Below are 16,931 nucleotides of genomic sequence, written 5' to 3' on the forward strand. Positions count from 1 at the left end.
CTTGAAGTGTTCGCGCAGGGTTTAATCCCATCACTTTTTGGTGTGTTGCTTCAGCTGATCCAGATGCCTGAAGATCCTGGAAGTGGGCCGGGCCTGAAAGACCTTCCAGAGACCCGAATGGTGGTCTCTGATCGGGTAAATCCACTGGCTGGGATCCAGGGCCGACTGGTCAATGATCTCTTGCAGGTACACCTGCATCAGGGACAGCAAGAGGGCTTCCTGTTCGTCCAAAATGGAGAGCACCAGAACATCCTTGGTGCGGGCTTTGGCTGTCTGCACCTTCAAGAACCGATGGATCAGGTGACCTTCCCCGCCGATGAGCAACTGGTGCAGTTGCTTAGCTCTGCCTTGCGCAACAATCAAAGGGGAAGGGGTGGAGGTCATGCCTTCATGGTACGCAAGAACACTTCACGGAGGCCATCGTCTGCCAGCTGAGTAAAGTGCGGTCTTCCAGCAAAAGATCCCTCTGGGAGAAGAATCCCAGCGTGTTTTCAACCCACACCAGACAAGAGCAGGCAAAAAAGAACAGGGTTACACTGGCATCATGCGCCCTTTTCCTCAAACCCCTTACGCCCTGCGGGACCTGGAGGAGGTGGCCGCCCGCCTGAAGATGTTGGACCTGCCACACATTCAGCCCCTCTTGCAGTGGCTGGAGTCCAGAAAGGAAAGTCTGGCGAAGCAGTTGCAAACGCCTGAAGTGCACCTGCCTCTTTTTGATCCCCTCTCCGGAGGCATCCACACCCAGGTGCTCCTCTTGCTCAGTGACCCTGGGAACCGGGCCTCTGCAGCCAGAGGCAGCGGATTCATCTCCTGTGACAACCACGACCAGACAGCCCGGAATGTGTTCACTGCCCTCAAAGAAAGTGAACTCTCTCGGGATCAGGTGATGTGCTGGAACGTGGTCCCCTGGCACAAGGCGAGTCAGGAGCCGCCCACCAGAGCGGAAGTGAGGATCGGAGTTCAAGAGTTGCAGGAGCTTCTTTTTCTTTTGCCTGATCTGAAGGTGGTCATTCTGCATGGTGGGACCGCCCAGAAAGGCTGGACCTTGCTGCCTGAGGAAATCCAGGCCAGGTACCGGGTGTTTGAGGTGGGGCACCCCAGTGCACGGAATTACAACATTCGACCCCAGGAGCGAGCCAGACAACTTCAGGTGTACCGGGAGGTGTATTTCCTGACCCAGTACCCCTGGCTGGAAGGGACATCAGACCCTCTTTGAACCTTGCGCTTTTCCTGTCGTTTCAGTACAGGCCTTGCCGGATTCGCGGGTCCATCAAGAGGGCAAACAGGTAGGAGGGGGCCTGCAGCCCGGTCAGTTCACTGACGGTTCTCACGGGCATCAACTCCAGGGCTTTGCGCACCTGACTCGGGGCAATGTTCCACTCGGTGGTGGAGGGAACCAGGGTCTCCCCTTTGAGGATGTAGGTGAAACTCTGGCCCCGCACCTGCTGGAAGGTTTCTCCTTCATGGTGTTTGAGCCTGAGCCGCACAACACGTTCCATCTGGTCGATGTTCATGGGTTTTCCTCCTGTGGTTTCCTCTGGAAAGTCACGGTTTCTTGAGTGAAATTCACGGTGTCCACTTCCCACCCGGCGTCCACCCAGATTCTGGAGTGGGGCTGGCCACTGTTGGACCACCAGGCCCGGTGGGTGCGGGCAGAGTCCGGCAGTTTACGGTGAATCAGGTCCTCGATTTGCTCAAAGCTCAGGGTGGTACGCGTTGCGGTGAGGTTCCTGAGGTGTTCACCGATGGGATCGTACTTCGAGCGCGGTCCTTTCTCCACAAGGGGCGCCTCGTCCAACTGGAGGCTTTTCATGGCCAGAGGGTTGAAGCTGAGGTGGTAGAAGGCCAGGGCCTGCTCAACAATGGCACTCTGGCTGGATCCGGTGAGCATCTGGAGCTGTTCCAGATGGTGCTGGGCGATGGGTCCCAGCTGCAGGTGTTTGGGGTCCTTCATGTTCATCTTCTTAGACTTTAATACAAAAGTCTAAGAAATACAATATCGAATAATTTAGAACAGGCTGTTTTTGGACTACCGTTAAACCTGTCCCATTTCAAAGCCTTGTTAAGGAATTCCTGTCCAAAACAGACCTCCAGGCGCAGCATTTTCTTGCTTTGGGTCAGACCCGTTAAACCTGTCCCATTGTGTTGGAGAAAGCCCGTTAAACCTGTCCCATTTGGAAGGCTTTTGCCACTTTGATAGAACTAACACTCCCGTTAAACGTGTTCCATTGGTGCCGTTAAACCTGTACCAAAACGCCCGTTAAACCTGCACCATTTTTGTGTCCACTCCCGTTAAACGTGTTCCATTGGTGCCGTTAAACCTGTACCAAAACGCCCGTTAAACCTGCACCAAAACCCAAAAAAAGCATGTTCTGCACAACCTTGCTCTGCAAAGGTATGAAAGTAGATCATCAGAATCAGTTTTTATTCTTTTCCTTCTTTAAAAAGATCATCAATCACCCCAGGCAGCAAAAATCAAAAGCCCGTTAAACCTGTACCAAACGCAATTTCCATCCATGCTAAGATCAACACCATGCGGGCCACCAAGCCAGTGAAACCCCACAAACCCACCCCAGGGATCTCCCAATACCACGAACTCAACATTGTGCGGCTGGCCCTGATCAGCATCCAGCGCCAAATTGAGAAAACCTTTGTGGAATGGGAATACACCTTCGAACTCGATGGTGAAGAAGCTTCCCTGGAATGCAAAGGGCACCAGGACCTCGGCGTTCCCCACGGTCTGGATTCGGATTTCTACAACGCCATCGTGCACCTGTTTGTCCAGAAGGGGGCCAATGAAGACGGGGTGCTCACCACCACCGCTTATGAGATCATCCGCACGGCAGGCAGGGTGGACAGCAAACACAGCTACCAGAGTTTGCACGAAAGCCTCCGCAGGCTCCTTCAAACCCAGTATTACCTGAAAAAATCCTGGCGCAACCACAAAAAACGCATGTGGGAAACCCTGTCGTTTCAGCACATCGAGAAACTGCAGTTCATCACCGAAGAAACCGAGCATGGCAACGACCTCTCATCCCGCAGCGTGATCCGCATCAAACTCCCCCAGGAGGTGGTGCACAGTGTGCAGGCCGGTTACATGCTGCTCGCTCCGGAAGCCGCCCTCCGGGCACTGGAGCAACCCACCAGCCGCGCCCTGTACCGCCTGCTGGAAGCCCGACGCCGTGACCCCATGAATCCACAGGTCATTGTGGATGAACTGCACTACAACCTGATGGACTGGGCAAGGGACTGCAAACTCAGCACCGATGTGCCCAAACTGATTCGCCGTGCCCTGGAAAACGCTCACCAGGAGCTGATCGGAATCGGCTACCTGCGTGAAGTCAACTACAGTGGGAGAGGCCAGAAACAAACCCTGGAGTACCTGTTCCATCCCAGGTTCGAGCGGGTGGTGGACCAGCAGCTGGTGGATTTGCTCAAAAGCCATGGGGTGTTCCCCGGGGTGGCCCAGAATCTGGTGAGCAAATACCCTGAGCGCATCAACCCGAGCCTGCAGCGCCTCAAGCAACTGATCACTGAAGGTTACCCTGTGGAAAACCGCGCTGGGCTCTTGATTCGCATTATCCAGAATCCAGCGGATTACAGCATGCCCCAGGAGAGCCCACCAGCAGTGCGCACCCTGGACGTTCCCAGAGCTGCACCCAGCGAACCTGAGCCTCTTCCCGTGGTGGTCCCGGACCTGAAAACCATGAAATTCCTGCTTCAACCCTTTGAGAAAGACCTCGGCACCCGAGAACTGCAGATGCTGTGGGATGGTCTGGAAGAGGGAAGCATTGATCCACTGCAGGTGGAAACCCTCACCGTGCATGCCCGCATGCCTGCCCGGCGTGAAGAAGCGCTCCAGGAACTCCGGGCGTTGTTGAAAAAATGGTCAGGTTCGGCCCTCCCGGGACTTTGAGACCAGAAGCCACCCCCGCAAATCCACCCTTCCAAGGAGGGATCATGGACAACCTCGAATTTGTGAAACAAGAACAGGCCAGACGCCTGCTAGTGCTGCAAACCATCTACCGGGACACCATCATCTCCGGTCACAGGCAAGCTCAGGTTCCGCAGGAGTGGCCTGAGCACGGACTGGATTTTCAGCGCCTGGAAAACATCATGCTGTACCTGAATGACAAGGGCCTCATCCAGATCGTGCGCCTTCAACCCATGCGGGGTTACCTGGTGCAGATGACCCAATACGGCATTGATGAAATTGAAACCATCGTGGAAAACCCAGAGAAACCCACCCGTTTCTTTGAACGCCCCACGATCCAGAACAACTTCTTTCAGACCGCTTACCTGCAACAGGGACAGGATCCCCTGATGTTGATTTCCACAGATAACGCTGACCAGAACGAGTAAACACCTGTTTGTACCATCAAGAAAAGGATGCACAAGATGAATCAATCTGAATTGCAAAACCAGGTGCTTCAGCACCTTGCTGAACACAACCGCACTGACATGAGCAGATCCATGTCCCACACACAAGTGGCTGCAGCCCTGAACGTTGCTGTGGAAGACATGGAACAAGCAATCAAGACCCTTGCGGACGCTGGTCTGGTGCACACCACCAGTGTCGATGGTGCCTCCGTCCAAATCACCGACACTGGACGGCAACAGGTCCAGCAGGGTCACATGGTCCAGGCACCAGGCACTTTCAACCAGATCAATGGTCCCACCAACTTGCAACAGGGCGACAACAACAACATGAACATTTACCACGGCCTCAATGCCGAGGACGTGCAACAGATGCTTCAAGAGCTGCGCAGACAACTGCAGATGGCAGGAGCACAAAACCTCAAACGCTTCTGGATCGACTACGCACTGGTCACCGAACCAGAAACCCAGCCAGAGCTGGTGGTGGGGGGACGAAACGAACAGCAGGAGCAACTGTTGGAATTTCTGAGAGGCGAACCAGACACCATATCTGTGCAGGCTGAATCGACGGAAGAGGCCATTGCTTTCCTGGCCGCCACCTGCAAAACGGTTCCAGCGGCCCAGCAGGAACTCTTGCTGAGCCGCACCATGGTTGTGCCCACCAGAGAAGCCTGGGACATCCTGGTCGATGCCCCTTCCCCCAAAGTCCTGATTCCTCTGTTTTCAGACCGCAGGGGAAGCAGGGCAGCAAACACCAACGGCCACCATGTGGTGATTCCATTGGGGGCAACCGAAGTGGTCAGAGGGGACTGTATTGAGCTGCCCCGGCCCAAATTGGACGCCATTCATGACGCACTGACCCAGATGGGCGTGCCTGAAACCCAGACGGGAATCCTCGCAAATCTGGGAAGGCGCAGTTTGTTGGCCCTCCGGCGCAAACTGGCCGTGTCTCCTGAAGTTCAGGTGCCTTCTTGGGCAAGCCCGACACAACAGGATTTTCCCATCGCCGCTCTGCTCGCTGGATCCTGGGTGGATGATCACGAACCGGATCAACAGCTGATGGCCGAGTTGACTGGATTGCCCTATTCCACTTTGTTGGGCACCATCACCCGCTGGTCCAGAACCGTTGATGCGCCCTTCCGGAGGATAGGCAACACTTGGCTGGTGACCGCTCCAGAGGATGCCTGGACCCTGCTGGGGTCGGTGTTCACCTCTTATCACCTGTCGGCATTCGAGCGTGTCGCCAAACAGGCCCTTGCGCATTCACCCGTGGCCGCAGAAGGGGAAGGTGAGGCGTCACCCGAAGCGGATGATCCAGAGGCTTCTGGTTTGCTGAAACACGGAATCACCGACACCCTTGCTTTGCTGGCGGCCCACCACGCAGATGCAGCCACCCGTCATCTGAATTTGCAGTCCGTGGCGAACAGGGTGGTGACCACTGTTTTGGGTGCGCCTGCCAACTGGACCACCTGGGCGCACCATGGTGCGTTGCTGACACGTCTGGCTGAAGCTGCCCCCAGGGCGTTTCTGGATGCTCTAGAGGCCCAGTTGAGGCTTCCTGACAACATGGAACATTTGTTTCAAGTGCGCCATTTTGGGACTTCCCCTCATGTTTACCTGCTCTTTGCAGTGGACCTGTTGGCCTGGGATCCAGCATTGCTGCAGCGGGTGGTGCAGGTGCTGGTGAAACTCCATGCCTTTGATAACCTGCCTGAGCAACAACAAAATCGACCCGTGAACAGCCTGCTGAACATCCTCGATGCGTTTCGCCCAATCACAACTGCTCCAGTGAACGCCCGTCTTGCTGCACTGGCCCGGGTCCGTGACCAGGATCCTGCCCTGGGACGTCGTCTCACCCAGCAGCTCATGCCAGGACACAGAGGCATGTGGATGGGTCCAGGGGTTCCTCGCTACCGGCTGGATTTTCCTGACGAGTACCCGCAGGCAACCATGGAGGAAGTGCGCCTTTACCAACAGCAGATTTTCGATCTCGTTGTTGCAGATGCCCGTCTGGATCCCAGTGGGTTCGCTTTTCTGCTGGATGGTTTTCGTGTGCTGTCTCACAACCAGTTCCAGCAGGTATTGGATGAGATGCTTCAGCTTGATCCTTCAGTCTTCGTTTTGGTGCGTCGACAAATGCTGGACACCGTGGGTTTTCTGCTCAGCCTCCAGCAGGAACAGGACCCATCACCATTCACATCCCAGCTGGAAGAGCGATTGCGCGCCCTGGAAAACCACCTCAACATTGATCCAATACTCAGGCACACCAAATGGTTTGAGTCTCTCCCTGACATACCAGGGGTATCCCGGTACAACCAGGACAGCTATTGGGCTGCACTTAACACACATCAACAGACAGCCATACAGACAATTTATGAAGAATCTGGCCTGGTCGGTGTGCTGACATTGTCAGAGCATACGGCCAATGCCATTCGGATTGGTGAACTGCTGGGACTTTTGGAGGTGATGACAGAGGAACCGAATGAACTGGGTTTCCTGGATCAATACCTCGGAAACAGTGACTCCAAACTCGATGACCTGGCCAGAGGATTCCTGATTGGGCGATTCCAGCTTAAAGGACAACAATGGCTGGACCAGTTGAAAACCAAACAGGTGCAGTCCTGGACCGTTTCACAACAGGTGTCATTTGCTCTGGTGCTGCCCAGAAATGCTGAAACCTGGGATTTTGTGGATCATTTGGGTCAGGACACCAAAAACCTCTACTGGGCCAAACTCTCGCCCTGGAACATTGAGACCGTCGATGAAGCCCGGGCGGTGCAGGAATTCTTGAACCACAACCGGGCCGTGGCAGCCCTTTCCATGCTGGTGAGGAGTCCTCGTGAAGGGGGCCTGACCGAAGAGCAAATCCTCGGTTTCTTGGAGGCTTCCAGAGCCTTTAATTGGCAACCAGAACCTGGTGTGCTTGACAGCATCTCCTTCCACCTTGGTGGTTTGCTGCGTCGCCTTTTTGACAGCAAAAAGGTGGATTTGGGACGACTTGCAGCTCTGGAGTGGTTCTTCCTGCCATTTTTTTCTCGTCATGATGAACCTCCAGCTACACTGCAAGCATGGTTAAGAGAGAGCCCTGATTTCTTTGTGGAACTGATTTCCTATATTTACTTGCCAGATGGTGAGCAGCCAGGAGAAGTCACAGAGGACAGGCAGCGCAAGGTAAAACAGAGCCGAGAGTTGCTTTTGGCATGGATGGGTTTTCCATGCCGCTCAGAAGATCCTGAGGTGAGTGACCTTGATGCAGAGGCATTTACAGCCTGGGTCAAGAGGGTGCTTCAGTTGGCAACAGAGAAAAACAGGTTAAAGCCAGCCACACTGGAACTGGCCAGGGTGCTGGCCAGGTCTCCTTATGGGGCAGATGGTTCATGGCCCCATGAGGCGGTGCGGGATGCCATCGAGTTCTGGCCTGAAACCTTGCTGGACCAATTCTTACACTCCGCCGTTAATAGAAACAGAGGCGTCACTGTGCGGGGTTTGACGGACGGCGGTGAACAGGAACGTCAATTGGCAGCACGTTATCAACAGAGGGCAAATCACTGCAGGGCGACCCATCCCAGAACAGCCGATATTTTGGACAGGTTGGCCGAGTCGTACTTGAGGGAGGCGGACCATGAAGATCAGGATGCCGATTTGGGTCAAGATCTGGGTGGGTGATGCACTTCAGCCACACGGGAAAAGGTCAGGCCACTGTTGCCTGTCTCCAGACCAGAAAAACAGGTGCTAACCTGAGTTTATGAAACGACTCCTTGGGTTCTTCCTGATGGTCAGTGGGACCAGTCTGGCGGTGCAGTACGACACGACCCTGTACAACCTGATCCAGAATCCTGAGAAATTCAAACCCCAATGGCACTGGATCCCTGCTGATGGCAGCATCGAAAACATGCGCACCCCCACCTACGAGTGGGGGTGGAAAACAGGAAAACACGATGATCTCATCTTGCGGAAACTGCAGAGCAACATGAATGCATGGAAGCTGTCCCTTGAGAATTCCAAATACCATGTCAAGAACGTCGGTTTGAAGAAAATCCCTTTGTTTCGCGTCTTTGAGGGATACGACATCGGCAGAGAGACCCTGGGTTACCAGATTACGGCTGGCCCCTTGAAAAACGCGTATTTGCTGAAAACCGCGTTCAAAGATGGGTCTCACTATCTCACAGTGATGACCAAATCATATGCGCTGGCTGCTGGGGCCAACAGCGAGTTGCTGGAAGGTGGAATAGACCGGGATTTCACTTACCCAGTGTGGGCCTACTTGACCGCCAGGAAGCGCTTTTGTTCCCTCCCTTTGGTGACTTGCCAGTAAATCCATACCAGGTCTGCACGCATGCCTGATTCTTTCGAAACATTCAACCCTGGCTTGTCGTCATTGCCCCTCTGCTCTTATGGTAAGGAAGAGGGCTCTGAATCCAGTCCCCGCTCAGGCTTCTTCTCCGACCACTTCCAGAACAAGGTCCACCAGGTAAATGCCATGCAAGAAGCCAGTTGCCTTCCATTCTGTGTACTCCAACAGGACAATCTGGCAACAGAAGCCATCCACCCACACCAATTCCTGCACATCGAAAGCATCCAGCAGGGTCTGTGTTTGCTGGACGCCAGTCAGGAGTTTCAGGCGGTCATCTTGTTCCAGCACAGTGACAGACAGCCTTTCTCCGAAAACCTGAAAATCCATGGTTCAATCTATCCAGCTGAGGTGAAAGTAACTGTGAGAGGTCATTCTTCTGCCGGATTGAATTCTTCCATCACGCTCTCCAGCAACATTGGAATGGACTCCCGGGCCTGCTTCTCGTCTGGCCCCACAAAACCCCGGATGAGGTGCTTGCTGGTGTTGGACACCTCAATCAGGATCTCGGTGTTGGGGAAATGCCGTTGAAACACCGGCAGCACCTGCCTCTCCAGCGCAGACATCAAGACCTCATCGCTGACCGGGCTGCGCATCCCCACCCGTTTGCCTTTCACCAGCTCGGGAACCTTGGCAGGCCGTGCAAACTTCAGGACAATGGCCCTGTCCATCACACCACCGCCAGCTTCTGCTCCGAGCGGGTCACAGCGAGCCAGGACGCAGGGCAGGGTTTCAGGAGGGTCTGCAACTGGGAGATGGAACGGTTCTGCAGCCACTGTTCCGCCCCCAGACGCCCAAGGACACAGGGCATCCTGTCATGATATTTTGCCACTGGTGGGCAGGGGTTGCAGGTCAATATGGTGAAGGAGTGCACCAGGCCCTGACTGGACTGCCAGTAATCCCACAGCCCTGCCAGAATCAGGGGACCACCCGAGGAACTGCTGAACTGCACGGGCAATTTACGTTTCCCTACCAGTTCAAATTCTGTGAAGGACCCCACCTGGATCAGCGCCCTTTGTGACTGGAAGGGTTTTCTGTAGCTGGGCAGGGTGTGGGCAGTCTCACTTCTGGCGTTGAAGGTGTGCTTGAACTTTTTGAGGTCCTCCTCGCCTTTGCAGAACGAAGGAATCAACCCCCACCTGGCAGAGAGGGCTTCAAGTTCATCCGTTCCCGGTCTTTTGCGGATGATCGGGTAGGGATCGGTGGGGCGAAGTTCCCCACTGAACGTCCAGGGGTCCAGGTAGGTGACATCCCAGATGAAGTTTCCATCACTTGTTCCGTTGATGCGTCCGCACATGTGTTCGCCTCCAGAAAACAGGTCAAAAGAACCACCGTCTGCTGCACTTGGGGTGCAAACAGACGTTTTTGCTGTGCCATAAGTCACTATACTTGACAGCTTGATACCTATCAAGTAGTGTCGAAATATGCCTCCCAAAATCACGGAGAAACGCAAAGAAATACTCACCTGCTTACTCAAACTCTCCCAAAAAGGTCCCGTCACCTCCGCAGACCTCGCCCGGGCCATGAAAAAAACCCCACAGGCCATGCACCAGCACATCCAGGCCCTCGAAGAAATGGGTTACATCACTGTGCACCGCCTCACCGACCGCAGTGCCACCCTCACCATCTCCGAGAAGGCAGAAAGAGAGCTCGGCCTCGGGGCGCTCCCCATCGCCGGACAGATCGCCGCAGGATTCCCCCTCACGCCCAGCGATCACAACCAGGGCTTCATGAGCCGCCTCTCGGATTTTTTTGACGCCCGAGAAGGCGATTTCCTGCTTAAAGTCCAAGGCAACAGCATGATCGGGGTGGGGATCTACCCAGGAGACATGGTGGTGGTCCGGCCAGGAACAGAAATTCCAGAAGGGGAAATTGCAGTGGTCCTGATCAAAAGCGACAACCTTGTCACTCTGAAGCGCTGGTACATGGAGGCAGATGAGGTGGTGCTGGTCAGCGAGAACCCCACCATGGAACCCATGCGTTACCGCAAAGAAGACGTGGCCTTGCAAGGGCAGTTGATTGGCCGCATGGGCGGCAAACCCCCCAGAAAAAACCGCCACAGTTGAATTGACACCCCATCACACCGAACCTCCCAGAGGCACACCCCTGCTGGAAGGGGTCACTTTTGTTTCAGAGAGGTGCACCATGCCGATTCTTGCCATTCACTTCATTCCCTTTGCATTTCACAACCTCCCAGAACGTGACGTGAAAGTCTCCCTGAGAGACGGGCGGGTGGTGCACCATTGCGAAAAAGCCGCAGCCCTCGGGGTGGTGAAAGGCATGCCGGAATCGGCAGTGAGGCTGAAAGCCCCAGAAGCAAGAATCGTGCAGGACACCAGTGTGGAACTCACCCAGCAGTGGCAGGACTTCTTACTCCAGATGTTCCAGTTCAGCCCCAACGTGGAAAGCCTCAAGGAGGGGATGTGCCTCCTCACGGCCAGTGAGTATGACGCCCACCAGATCCAGCACCAGTTCGGCTGCCCGGTCGGGGTGGGTCAGACCCGCGAGCAGGCCCTGATGGCTGCCACCGTGGCCACCAAAAGCAAAGTCCGCATGGTGCTGGATTTCGATCTCTTCTGTCAGGAGGTGCCGATCACTTCGCTTTCGGCACTGGGGCTGAAACAGGGCACCCTGGAACGCCTGATGTGGCTCGGGGTGACCACCCTGGCAGATTTAAAAAACTGGAGCCGCAAACAGATCCAGCATTACTTCGGCACAGAGGCAAAACCCATCCTGGCGCTTTTCTTCGAGAAAAACGTGTGGGTGGCCCGGTACAACCTGCCAAGAGAGGTGATCAGCAAGTTCTTCTTTGATGAACCCGAACAGGAGCCCTTCAAAATCGATCCCGCCCTGAAACTGCTCAGCGAGCACCTCTTCAAGAAACTCTCGGGCCTGCACCCCCGAAAACTGGTGCTCACTGCCGGGACACCGATTGGGAACCTGTGGGCGTCCCGGAACGTCAAAGACCCCATCCAGAAACCACCGACCTTGCAGCACCTGATGCGCCTTGCCCTCGACGATTCATTTGCCCTGCAGTTCGGGGTGGAGAAACTCGAAGTCCGGCTCCTGGACCTCTACCAGCTGGGCGAACAAAAAAGCCTGTTTCAACAGAAACCCTCTTCCATGGACGCCGTGAAGCTCGTGCACCAGAGGTTCGCGGGGGCGATGTTCCATTACCAGATTCATGACCCGTACTCCCAGGCCAGAGACCAGCGGTTCCGCAAGTTGCCTTTCGATGAGGAGGAGTGACATGCGGATGGTCATGCAAGTCGCCCATGTGGAAACCCGTGAGGGCCGCATCAGCCGGGTCACCACCGAGAACCGGGCTTACGTGATCGTCCGCACCGTGGAGCACTGGAGGGCCGGAGGCCGGTGGTGGCGTGGAGAGTACCCCCGCAATTACTACTTGCTCAGGACCCGTGAAAACACACTGCTGGAAGTCTACGAGGAGGTTTTGACGTGGACCCTGAGCGCGATTCAAGACTGAATGTGGTTTTCTGCCACTCCTTTTTCTCCCTCGGTGCAGGCACCAGCAGCCCCAGAAGGTTGGTCGAGACCGCCAAGAAGTTCGGGTACACCCACATCGCACTGATTGATGAAGCGTGCATGGGTGGGGCAGTGGAACTGATGGAGGCCTGCCAGGAGCACGGGCTGCGCCCGATCCTCGGACAAACCCTGCAGGTGCAGGTGGAACTCCTCGGCCAGACCCTCACCGGTGCCGTGGTGGTGCTGTGCCAGGACCGAGCGGGTTATGCCCAACTCAATGACCTGATCACCTTGCAGAATGAACAGGGTCACGTGCAACCTGTCCAATTGCAGCCTTTTGAGGTGCTGACGGGAGGAAGGCGGGGTTTGCTGGGAGGACTTTTATTGCAAGGTGACTTTCACAGGGCCAGACTGTGGCTCCAGCACCTGAAAGGACTTGTGGATGGCCATCTGTTCCTGCAGCTCTGGCATGACCTGTGCCACGGGGATGACCGGATGGCACAGCGCATGGTCCAGCTTGCCCGAGAGGAAGGGTTACCGTGCGTGGCTGCCCCTGAGATCCGCTATGCAAGTGAGGACCAGTGGCCCCTCTATGATGCGCTGGTGTGCGCGAGGCTGGGTACCCAAATTGACCAGCCGCACGAACTCCGGCCCGTGAATGGCGCGCAGTGCATCCAGCCCTGGGAGCACTTTCTGCAGCGCCTCCCGTACCCTGAGGCCATCTGGACCGCCAATCGTCTGGCCCAGATGTGCAGTTTTGACCTCCTGCCGGACCGATTGACGCCAGCAGATGCATCTTTGCCGCCAAATTTCAGCCCTCACCTGTACTTGATGATGCGGGCCTACCAGGGCCTGGAAGAACGTTATCCCCCTCAACTTTTGACTCAGGCAGACCAGCGCCTGACTTACGAGCTGGGCATTGTGCGCCAGCACGGCCTGGAGAATTTTTTCCTGCTGGCCACTGAAGTTTCAGACTATTGTCGAGAAAATGGCATCCTGGCTGCAGGTCGGGGCAGTGCAGCTGGGAGTGTGTTGTGTTTTGTTCTGGGCATCACCCAGGTGGATCCCATCAAACATGGCTTGCTGTTCGAGCGTTTTCTGCATGGGGAGAAAAAGGCCATGCCTGACGTAGACATCGACATTTCCAGCAGCAGACGCAGAGAGGTCCTGGCCTGGGTGGAAAAACGGTTTGGCGAGGTGGGCAAAGAGGCCATGGTTTGCAACAGGATCACTTACCGCTTGCCCAGTGCAGTGCAGGATCTGGCCCGTGCCCTGGGGTTGCCGCAGCAGCAGGCCGCTGACCTGACCAAACGGCTGGGTCGGGATTTTCGGCATTTGCGTCCCGGTGACGCCCAGAAAGCAGCCATGATTTTTGATGAGGTTCTGGGAAATGCTCCTGCCAAGACCGTGTTGCTGGACATCCTGTCTCGGATGGAAAGGGGTTTTGTGCGGCATCTCGCTCCACATTCGGGTGGGGTGGTGCTGTCCCGTGAACCCCTGTCTCACTACAGTCCTCTGCGCACATCGTCTGGAGGCATCAGAACCCTGGAATTTGACAAGAACGACATCGAAACCCTGGGACTCATCAAACTGGATCTGCTGGGTCTGAGGATGTTCTCGGCGATTGAGAATGCCCTTGCAGAGATTGAGCGGGTGGAAGGCAAACGTCTGGATCCCGCAAGGCTTCCTGACCACCCTAAAGTGTGGTGGCGCATTTCGCGGGGAGACAACATCGGGGCATTTCAGATTGAAAGCCCGGGGCAGATGCAGTTGTCGGCCAGAAACCAGCCCCGAAACTTGACGGAACTGGCCCATCAGGTGGCCCTCTTTCGTCCCGGACCGATCCAGTCGAACACTGTGCACCCTTATTTGAGACGCAAGGCAGGCAAAGAAAAAGTGCCTCATTTGCACCCAAGCATCACGCCCATCCTACAGGGGACGTATGGCACAGTGCTGTACCAGGAGCAGGTGCTGAGGATTTGCGTGCATTTTGCAGGCCTGGGCTGGCTGCAGGCGGACCGGTACCGCAAAAAACTCTCAGCATGGGAGGATGAAACAGAGCTGGCCAGCCTCAAAGTACAGTTCGTGGAGCAAGCGGTGACCACGCATGCCGGGTCAGACCATCCAGTGAGCCCAGATCTGGCCGAGCAGGTGTTTTCGATGATTGCAGCCTTCAGAGGCTATGGGTTTGCGGAGTCTCATGCAGTGGCGTTTGCGCAGCATGCTTACGTGTCCGCTTACCTGAAAGAGTTTTTTTCCGCAGCTTATTTTGTGGGAATCTTGAACCACGAGCCGGGGATGTATTCGCGCCAGACCATCACCCAGGAGTGCTTGAAAAGGGGGGTGGAGGTGCTTTCATTGGACATCAATCAGAGCCAGGTGCTCTTCCAGGTGGAAGTGAAAAAAGGCCTGTGGGGTAAACCGGTGCAGGGCATCCGGTTTGGGCTCTCTGGAGTGAAGGGGCTGCAAGAGGACAGCCCGGCCCGCATTGTGCTGGAACGGACCCGGGGTCTGTTTGCTTCCCTGCAGGACTTTTACACCCGCGTGTCCTTGCAGTCTTCGGAGTACGAGGCCCTGGTCCTCGGAGGGGCGTTTGATCTGCTGCTTTCCAGGCGGGACGCCCTGTACCAGCTGAAAACCCTGCAAGGGGCCACCCGAGGTGGGGGAGGGGCGCTTTTTTTGCCGGAGGTGGCTACGCCTGCATTGGTTCCTTTGACAGAGCGTGAATCCCACCTGCTGGACATGCAGTTCAAACGGGCGTCGGAATCAGGGCGGCACATCATGGACCTGTACCGGACGGAACTGCAAAGCCTGGAGGTGTTGCCCCTGAGGGTCCTCAATGACGGGGACCGGGTGAGGACGGCTGGTTGGGTGATCAGCAAGCAGAGGCCGCCGAGTGCTCGCGGGGTGGCTTTTTTTGCGCTGGAAGATGGACCTGTGCGGGCACAGGTGATCATTTCGCCTGAACTGTGGGAGAAAGAGCGGGTGCTCCTCAGGGACGTGCAGTTACTGATTGTGGAGGGCCGGGTGCAAGCAAGTGGTGTAAATGTGGCTTTGGTGGCCGAATCCTTGTGGTGCCTGGTGCGCAGGCCTCAATTGGTGTCCCAGAAGTCGTGAGGGTGTGCTGCTTCGTTGAAGCAGGTAATGGCCAGCACCCATGCTAGGGTTTTCAGGTGTTGTGGTTTGGGCGCTTCAAGACCAAAGTCGCTTCAGGGGTCCGGTTGGAGCCTGTGTGATCAGCAGGTGGCACAGGGTTTCGTGTCATCTGATTTGAGTGCGTATGGCTTGGAGGGCAGCACCCTGCACAAATGGCAGGGAACATCCTGTGCAGGGGTGATGCCGCAGTCACTGCAAGGGCCTGTGATGCCTGTGCCCTGCAGGGTGTCTTGGAGGGATCTTGGGAGGGACATGGAGAGCACGGCCATGAACAGCAGGGCTGACAGCAGGGTGATTTGCAATGATATTCGTATGGGTGAGGGTTCGGAGGTCGGAGCTTGAAGCAGCATGCTTCATTATATTTACCTGTGAAGGTTTCCATCAGGGGTGGTTGACGCTGGCTTTTGCACCTTCAGTGAATGGAGGGCATTTTAGGCTTTGGTGTGGATGATTCTAACGGTTGCTGTGCGGGTTTTAATTCGCATTTTGCTTTTCAAAGTTTTTTGTGGTTGTCAATGGGGAAATGCCTATCCGTGAAATCCCTTACAATGGGATTTTGTTTTGGGTGGGATTACAATGATTTGGAGTTGAATTTGTTTTGGGGTGAAAGGTGCGTGACTGCTGTGATCACAACTGATGTGATTGTTCGCCTGAACAAAAGAGTTCCCCAGCCTGATGCAGTGTCCCGGAGAATCACGCAGGCATGCAAGCAGTTTGGGATTGATGACAGGATCCAGCAGGCGCACTTTGTCGCGCAGTTGATGGCGGAGAGCAGCCTGATTCCCAAAGAGGAGAACCTGTCTTACACAGCGAGGCGCATCTTGCAGGTGTGGCCTTCTCGCTTCAAAAGCCTGGCTGAGGCTTTGCCTTACGAGAGGAACCCTGAGGCCCTGGCCAACAAGGTGTACGGCAATCGGGCTGAGCTTGGGAACGTCCATCCCGGTGATGGTTGGGTTTTCAGGGGGCGGGGGTACATTCAGTTGACGGGGAGACGCAATTACACCCTGTATGGCAGGAGGCTGGGTGTGAATCTGGTGGATGCCCCGCAATTGCTGTTGCAGGCGGGGGTGGGGTCTCTGGCCGCTGCGGTGTTTTGGAGCGATCATGGTTGCAACGACATTGCTGCTGACCGCAGGTTGACGGTGCAGGACAAGTGTGCAAGGATCACCAAGAAAATCACGGGGTCGGAAAGGGACTGGCAGAGGCGTTTGGTGCTCACCCGACAGGTGCTGAATTTGTTGTAGCCATGAGAGCAACAGCGACGTTTGCGGGTGTTTTCTGGTTCAGGTCTGGGGGTCTTCGTCCCAGTGGATGGTGATGCGTCTGGCCCCGAGGGCCTGCAGCACTTTCAGCAGGGTGTGGGTCACCAGGGGTTTTTGACCCTGCAGGTACTGGTTGATGACCTGTCCGGGGTTTTTGCTGTCTGGGCTGATCTGCTGCCCGAGGTCTTTCTGGGTGCGCTTTTGGTGGCGCATGCGGGTGCGGATCTGGTCGATGAGTTGTTCTTCCAGGTTGGGCATGATTCACGTTAGCACATCAATCTGTAGGATAGATTTATCAA

At 55.7% G+C, this 16,931-nt stretch carries 17 protein-coding genes; 10 read left to right on the forward strand and 7 right to left on the reverse strand.

Translation table 11 applies throughout. The features are described from left to right. Positions 1-30 precede the first annotated feature (30 nt). The gene (locus IEY52_RS18590) at positions 31-384 is read right to left on the reverse strand and encodes a hypothetical protein (RefSeq protein WP_189005253.1); all 354 of its coding nucleotides are present in this window, start codon (positions 382-384) and stop codon (positions 31-33) included. A 160-nt stretch (positions 385-544) separates the two neighbouring features. Between IEY52_RS18590 and IEY52_RS18595 the strand changes: the two genes are divergently transcribed. Then, positions 545-1,216 (forward strand): uracil-DNA glycosylase, encoded by a 672-nt coding sequence (locus IEY52_RS18595; RefSeq protein ID WP_189005255.1) that lies wholly within the window; start codon positions 545-547, stop codon positions 1,214-1,216. A gap of 22 nt (positions 1,217-1,238) precedes the next feature. Here the strand turns inward: IEY52_RS18595 and IEY52_RS18600 are convergent, their stop codons facing one another. Together IEY52_RS18600 and IEY52_RS18605 are read right to left on the reverse strand one after the other, a co-directional pair. Continuing rightward, positions 1,239-1,514, reverse strand: a complete 276-nt coding sequence (locus tag IEY52_RS18600) for a hypothetical protein (protein WP_189005257.1) — start codon at positions 1,512-1,514, stop codon at positions 1,239-1,241. Next, complete coding sequence (locus tag IEY52_RS18605; protein WP_189005260.1) at positions 1,511-1,954, reverse strand: DUF7662 domain-containing protein; 444 nt, start codon at positions 1,952-1,954, stop codon at positions 1,511-1,513. Before IEY52_RS18605 ends, IEY52_RS18600 begins: the two co-directional genes overlap by 4 nt. 579 nt (positions 1,955-2,533) lie before the next feature. Between IEY52_RS18605 and IEY52_RS18610 the strand changes: the two genes are divergently transcribed. The 4 genes from IEY52_RS18610 to IEY52_RS18625 all read left to right on the forward strand — a co-directional run bounded on the left by IEY52_RS18610 (position 2,534) and on the right by IEY52_RS18625 (position 8,692). Further along, positions 2,534-3,916, forward strand: a complete 1,383-nt coding sequence (locus tag IEY52_RS18610; protein ID WP_189005262.1) for a replication initiator protein A — start codon at positions 2,534-2,536, stop codon at positions 3,914-3,916. 44 nt (positions 3,917-3,960) lie between these two features. Next, positions 3,961-4,362, forward strand: a complete 402-nt coding sequence (locus IEY52_RS18615; protein WP_189005264.1) for a hypothetical protein — start codon at positions 3,961-3,963, stop codon at positions 4,360-4,362. A gap of 111 nt (positions 4,363-4,473) precedes the next feature. Beyond that, entirely contained in the window at positions 4,474-8,043 is a 3,570-nt protein-coding gene (locus IEY52_RS18620; RefSeq protein ID WP_189005266.1) for a hypothetical protein, read from the forward strand. Positions 8,044-8,122: 79 nt separating this feature from the next. After that, entirely contained in the window at positions 8,123-8,692 is a 570-nt protein-coding gene (locus IEY52_RS18625) for a hypothetical protein (RefSeq protein ID WP_189005268.1), read from the forward strand. A 114-nt stretch (positions 8,693-8,806) separates the two neighbouring features. Here IEY52_RS18625 and IEY52_RS18630 read toward each other — a convergent pair whose 3' ends face one another. Genes IEY52_RS18630 through IEY52_RS18640 form a run of 3 tightly spaced genes read right to left on the reverse strand, consistent with a single transcriptional unit; the run spans position 8,807 to position 10,025 of the window. After that, positions 8,807-9,058, reverse strand: a complete 252-nt coding sequence (locus IEY52_RS18630; protein WP_189005270.1) for a hypothetical protein — start codon at positions 9,056-9,058, stop codon at positions 8,807-8,809. A gap of 41 nt (positions 9,059-9,099) precedes the next feature. After that, positions 9,100-9,399 carry a hypothetical protein gene (locus IEY52_RS18635; RefSeq protein WP_189005272.1) on the reverse strand — a complete coding sequence of 100 codons (300 nt, stop codon included), beginning with the start codon at positions 9,397-9,399 and terminating at the stop codon, positions 9,100-9,102. After that, positions 9,399-10,025, reverse strand: a complete 627-nt coding sequence (locus IEY52_RS18640; protein ID WP_189005273.1) for an SOS response-associated peptidase — start codon at positions 10,023-10,025, stop codon at positions 9,399-9,401. Before IEY52_RS18640 ends, IEY52_RS18635 begins: the two co-directional genes overlap by 1 nt. A gap of 127 nt (positions 10,026-10,152) precedes the next feature. On the opposite strand from IEY52_RS18640, the gene lexA reads away from it, so the two are divergent. The 5 genes from lexA to IEY52_RS18665 all read left to right on the forward strand — a co-directional run bounded on the left by lexA (position 10,153) and on the right by IEY52_RS18665 (position 16,614). Beyond that, on the forward strand, positions 10,153-10,794 hold the full coding sequence (gene lexA, locus IEY52_RS18645) for a transcriptional repressor LexA (protein ID WP_189005274.1): 642 nt from the start codon (positions 10,153-10,155) through the stop codon (positions 10,792-10,794). A gap of 79 nt (positions 10,795-10,873) precedes the next feature. Further along, on the forward strand, positions 10,874-11,977 hold the full coding sequence (locus IEY52_RS18650) for a DNA polymerase Y subunit UmuC family protein (RefSeq protein WP_189005275.1): 1,104 nt from the start codon (positions 10,874-10,876) through the stop codon (positions 11,975-11,977). A gap of 1 nt (position 11,978) precedes the next feature. Further along, positions 11,979-12,215 (forward strand): hypothetical protein, encoded by a 237-nt coding sequence (locus tag IEY52_RS18655; RefSeq protein WP_189005276.1) that lies wholly within the window; start codon positions 11,979-11,981, stop codon positions 12,213-12,215. Beyond that, the gene (dnaE, locus tag IEY52_RS18660) at positions 12,188-15,331 is read left to right on the forward strand and encodes a DNA polymerase III subunit alpha (RefSeq protein WP_189005277.1); all 3,144 of its coding nucleotides are present in this window, start codon (positions 12,188-12,190) and stop codon (positions 15,329-15,331) included. Before IEY52_RS18655 ends, dnaE begins: the two co-directional genes overlap by 28 nt. Positions 15,332-16,050: 719 nt before the next feature. Further along, the gene (locus IEY52_RS18665) at positions 16,051-16,614 is read left to right on the forward strand and encodes a glycoside hydrolase family 19 protein (protein WP_189005278.1); all 564 of its coding nucleotides are present in this window, start codon (positions 16,051-16,053) and stop codon (positions 16,612-16,614) included. A 39-nt stretch (positions 16,615-16,653) separates the two neighbouring features. On the opposite strand, the gene IEY52_RS18670 is transcribed toward IEY52_RS18665, so the two are convergent. Then, positions 16,654-16,890, reverse strand: a complete 237-nt coding sequence (locus tag IEY52_RS18670) for a hypothetical protein (protein ID WP_189005280.1) — start codon at positions 16,888-16,890, stop codon at positions 16,654-16,656. Between the last annotated feature and the right edge of the window lie 41 nt (positions 16,891-16,931).

The sequence above is a fragment of the Deinococcus roseus genome (assembly GCF_014646895.1).
GTDB classification, from domain to species: Bacteria; Deinococcota; Deinococci; order Deinococcales; family Deinococcaceae; genus Deinococcus_C; species Deinococcus_C roseus.

What these genes read in the sequence shown, in the direction of transcription:
- IEY52_RS18590 (WP_189005253.1), bottom strand. Translation starts at nt 384, where the DNA reads ATGACCTCCACCCCTTCCCCTTTGATTGTTGCGCAAGGCAGAGCTAAG.
- IEY52_RS18595 (WP_189005255.1), top strand. Translation starts at nt 545, where the DNA reads ATGCGCCCTTTTCCTCAAACCCCTTACGCCCTGCGGGACCTGGAGGAG.
- IEY52_RS18600 (WP_189005257.1), bottom strand. Translation starts at nt 1,514, where the DNA reads ATGAACATCGACCAGATGGAACGTGTTGTGCGGCTCAGGCTCAAACAC.
- IEY52_RS18605 (WP_189005260.1), bottom strand. Translation starts at nt 1,954, where the DNA reads ATGAAGGACCCCAAACACCTGCAGCTGGGACCCATCGCCCAGCACCAT.
- IEY52_RS18610 (WP_189005262.1), top strand. Translation starts at nt 2,534, where the DNA reads ATGCGGGCCACCAAGCCAGTGAAACCCCACAAACCCACCCCAGGGATC.
- IEY52_RS18615 (WP_189005264.1), top strand. Translation starts at nt 3,961, where the DNA reads ATGGACAACCTCGAATTTGTGAAACAAGAACAGGCCAGACGCCTGCTA.
- IEY52_RS18620 (WP_189005266.1), top strand. Translation starts at nt 4,474, where the DNA reads ATGTCCCACACACAAGTGGCTGCAGCCCTGAACGTTGCTGTGGAAGAC.
- IEY52_RS18625 (WP_189005268.1), top strand. Translation starts at nt 8,123, where the DNA reads ATGAAACGACTCCTTGGGTTCTTCCTGATGGTCAGTGGGACCAGTCTG.
- IEY52_RS18630 (WP_189005270.1), bottom strand. Translation starts at nt 9,058, where the DNA reads ATGGATTTTCAGGTTTTCGGAGAAAGGCTGTCTGTCACTGTGCTGGAA.
- IEY52_RS18635 (WP_189005272.1), bottom strand. Translation starts at nt 9,399, where the DNA reads ATGGACAGGGCCATTGTCCTGAAGTTTGCACGGCCTGCCAAGGTTCCC.
- IEY52_RS18640 (WP_189005273.1), bottom strand. Translation starts at nt 10,025, where the DNA reads ATGTGCGGACGCATCAACGGAACAAGTGATGGAAACTTCATCTGGGAT.
- lexA (WP_189005274.1), top strand. Translation starts at nt 10,153, where the DNA reads ATGCCTCCCAAAATCACGGAGAAACGCAAAGAAATACTCACCTGCTTA.
- IEY52_RS18650 (WP_189005275.1), top strand. Translation starts at nt 10,874, where the DNA reads ATGCCGATTCTTGCCATTCACTTCATTCCCTTTGCATTTCACAACCTC.
- IEY52_RS18655 (WP_189005276.1), top strand. Translation starts at nt 11,979, where the DNA reads ATGCGGATGGTCATGCAAGTCGCCCATGTGGAAACCCGTGAGGGCCGC.
- IEY52_RS18670 (WP_189005280.1), bottom strand. Translation starts at nt 16,890, where the DNA reads ATGCCCAACCTGGAAGAACAACTCATCGACCAGATCCGCACCCGCATG.